General features: G+C 53.5%; 2 protein-coding genes and 2 pseudogenes. 3 read left to right on the forward strand and 1 reads right to left on the reverse strand.

Annotated features, from left to right (window positions below; all coding sequences use genetic code 11):
• Positions 1-371: pseudogene (locus AC1D1Z_RS36005) on the reverse strand (hypothetical protein); the annotation flags it as partial.
• A 264-nt stretch (positions 372-635) separates the two neighbouring features.
• On the opposite strand from AC1D1Z_RS36005, the gene AC1D1Z_RS36010 reads away from it, so the two are divergent.
• The 3 genes and pseudogenes from AC1D1Z_RS36010 to AC1D1Z_RS36020 all read left to right on the forward strand — a co-directional run.
• A complete protein-coding gene (locus AC1D1Z_RS36010; RefSeq protein ID WP_477853583.1) occupies positions 636-1403 on the forward strand; it encodes a hypothetical protein in 768 nt (255 codons plus the stop codon).
• A gap of 24 nt (positions 1404-1427) precedes the next feature.
• Complete coding sequence (locus tag AC1D1Z_RS36015) at positions 1428-2393, forward strand: glycosyltransferase family 2 protein (RefSeq protein WP_477853585.1); 966 nt, start codon at positions 1428-1430, stop codon at positions 2391-2393.
• Between the two features lie 3 nt (positions 2394-2396).
• Positions 2397-2667: pseudogene (locus AC1D1Z_RS36020) on the forward strand (hypothetical protein); the annotation flags it as partial.

The raw sequence follows: 2667 nt of genomic DNA on the forward strand, positions 1-2667 counted from the left end.
TCTGTATGCCCTTCAACGCGAAACTTCTGCGCCTGCAACTGACCATCGGTCAGGGCCTCGGCGACGATGTCGAGATTGTTTTTCGCAGCGTCACTCAATTTGGCCGAACCAAGTTCGAAAGTAAGCAACATATCGAAGCCTTTTATGGACGCTTGGGCCTCGGGCTTCGTGGGCGCCTGCTCTTTAGCGCATTTTTCCTTCGTACCAATGCAAATGGCTCTTGTACGAACCTCCTCGCTTTGCTTCGTGAGGGACGTCAGCACATCTTGGCGCGAGTATTCAGTTCGTTTGGAAACTTGACCAAAGGACGTAGACGTGCCGGCGAGCGCAATTGCAATGCCAACAGCAAAATAACGAACATGAAATGTCATACTAATCCCCTACCCATTGAACATGGATAGGTAGATTCTACTCGGTTTTTTAAAGTCGTCAATCCGGTTAACTATAACTGTTGAACTGAAGTGCACAATATATTAACTCGCAATTCGTCATCGACCCGCTCTCTTGGAGCAAGTCATGTAAAAAAGTTCACGAATAAAAATAGTTTATGAATTTGGTGAGCTTGATTTTATTTAAATAATATCGATTATGTTTGATCTGGGGCGAAGAGTAGTGTTGAAACTTGGGGTGGGGCAATGAATCCGACGGTGGCGGTCCGAATTCTGGCCGYGTGTGGTGTTGCACTGGTCGGTCCGCTGACATCGGACGCCATGGCGTTGGCAAGCGCGATCGATAGTGGAAGCAAAGAGGCGCTCTGGCGCTTCGCGCAGGATCATTCACGAAGCGCCTATGCGCCGAAAGCTTTAGGCCTTTTAGGAGGTGARAAAAAGGCTGGGTCGGTTATACGAACAGCAGGCTTCACCCTCCCCCAAGGCTGGCTAAGGGGTGAGCGCGATCTGGTCATCAAGGTACAGTCGCGGGAGCACGATTCTTTCGCGTCCCACGGCAACCGAGGTGAGATACAGCCATCCGTCGGCCACGAGACTCTTGAAAGAAGGTCGCAGCAACGTGCGGCAATCGACATCAGCACGAAACTGCAACGGTTCAAGCGCGACGTCGAGAAGTGCAACGGAGCGCCGCTCTCGGTAACGCAGAATTGCGTTGCCGGAGCACTTGAGAAATTTGCCCGAGGGATCGAGGCCTCACCGAAAGTCCAAGGTGGCGTAGCGACCGTCGCTGTTCCGGCCCTTGAGGCCGCCGCCAGCAAGCTCCGCACTGCATCATCTAAGGCGGAGGCGCGTGCTGCTCTGGCAGCTGCAGTTCCAGTCATCCGAAAGTCAATCTCGTTGATCGTCGCGGGGGATGACGATGCCGTCTATCGACTGCAGATCCGCCAGCGTGCCTTGGTGATCCAGGCGCTGACTATCAGTGATCAGACGCTGGCGCAGGCGACAGGTATCTAATCTCGTCTCGTTAACGGCAAAATCATGGACGGTACATTGCCACGCGTTTCGGTCATCGTGACTCACTACAACTATGCGCGCTACATCGCTGAAGCGCTCCAATCCGTCCGGCAGCAGTCAATCAATGACTGGGAGCTCATTGTCGTTGATGACTGCTCCGACGTAGGTGAGTTCACGCTCGTTGAACGCATCGTTGCCGAGATGGGAGACAGCCGCATCAGACTTGTTCGTAACAAGAGCAATCTAGGTCAAATCCCAACGATATTTGAAGGCCTTGACCAAGCGAAGGGTGATTTTATATCGCTGCTTGATCCCGATGATCGCTACGAGTCGATGTTTTTGGAAACGATGATCGCGGCGTTTCTAAATCCGCGGCACACGATCGGCGTCGCAGCCTGCGAGATGGGTGTATTTCATGATCGATACGGTGTGCTGTCCTTGCACAGTACATCGTTTCGTTATCGGGCGGTCATGGAAGGGCGCTATGATGAGACGACGACCAGTCAGCTTCTCAACGGCTTCTCGACTTATATCCCTTCCTGGAAGCAAGGCTGGCACTGGGTCGCGACGTCGGGCATGATGTTCCGCCGCGCTATTCTTGACCTTATCCGTCCATCCAAACCAGTGACTTTTACGCGCTTCGAGGGGGACAGCTATTGTGCGCTTGGTTGCCATATGATCGCCGGGTCGGCCTTCGTCGATCAGATGCTTTCCTGGCGGCGCGTGCACGACAACAACACGGCGAAAAATCCAGTGATGATCTTCGAACATCAGAACAAGCTGAAGCCCGAATTTACAAATTCGCTCGCCGACTCGACACTACTCGCCGCCGAAGTACTCTTGTCGTCTTCGAAACTGTCATCCAAAGCCAAAGTCGACATCATGCCTTCGATCGTAGCTCATATTGGGCATGAAGGTCTTTCAGCCGTCGCTGAACGCAGCGAGACAGCACGTGAGATCGTTTGGGCCTCTGCAGTCGGCGAGGCGTGAACCATGAGGTTGCTCCTTGTCACCGATCACGATTTTCTTCCGGACCGTGTCGGCGGTCGCGAGAGCAGTATCGACGAACTTGCCAACGCGCTTGTCCGCCGCGGCCATGTCGTGACCGTTCTTGCGCAGGCGAAACTGCGCACCACGATTCGCCCGACCGGGTCGATTTTTTGGAAGATCAACTACAAAATCGAGCGCGTCATCGACGTTGTCGCCGTCGCCGAGCGACATCTTTCATCCAACCGTTTTGATCTGGCAATTTATAGCGTAAATC

It is taken from the genome of Rhizobium sp. P1_E1, from assembly GCF_056406015.1.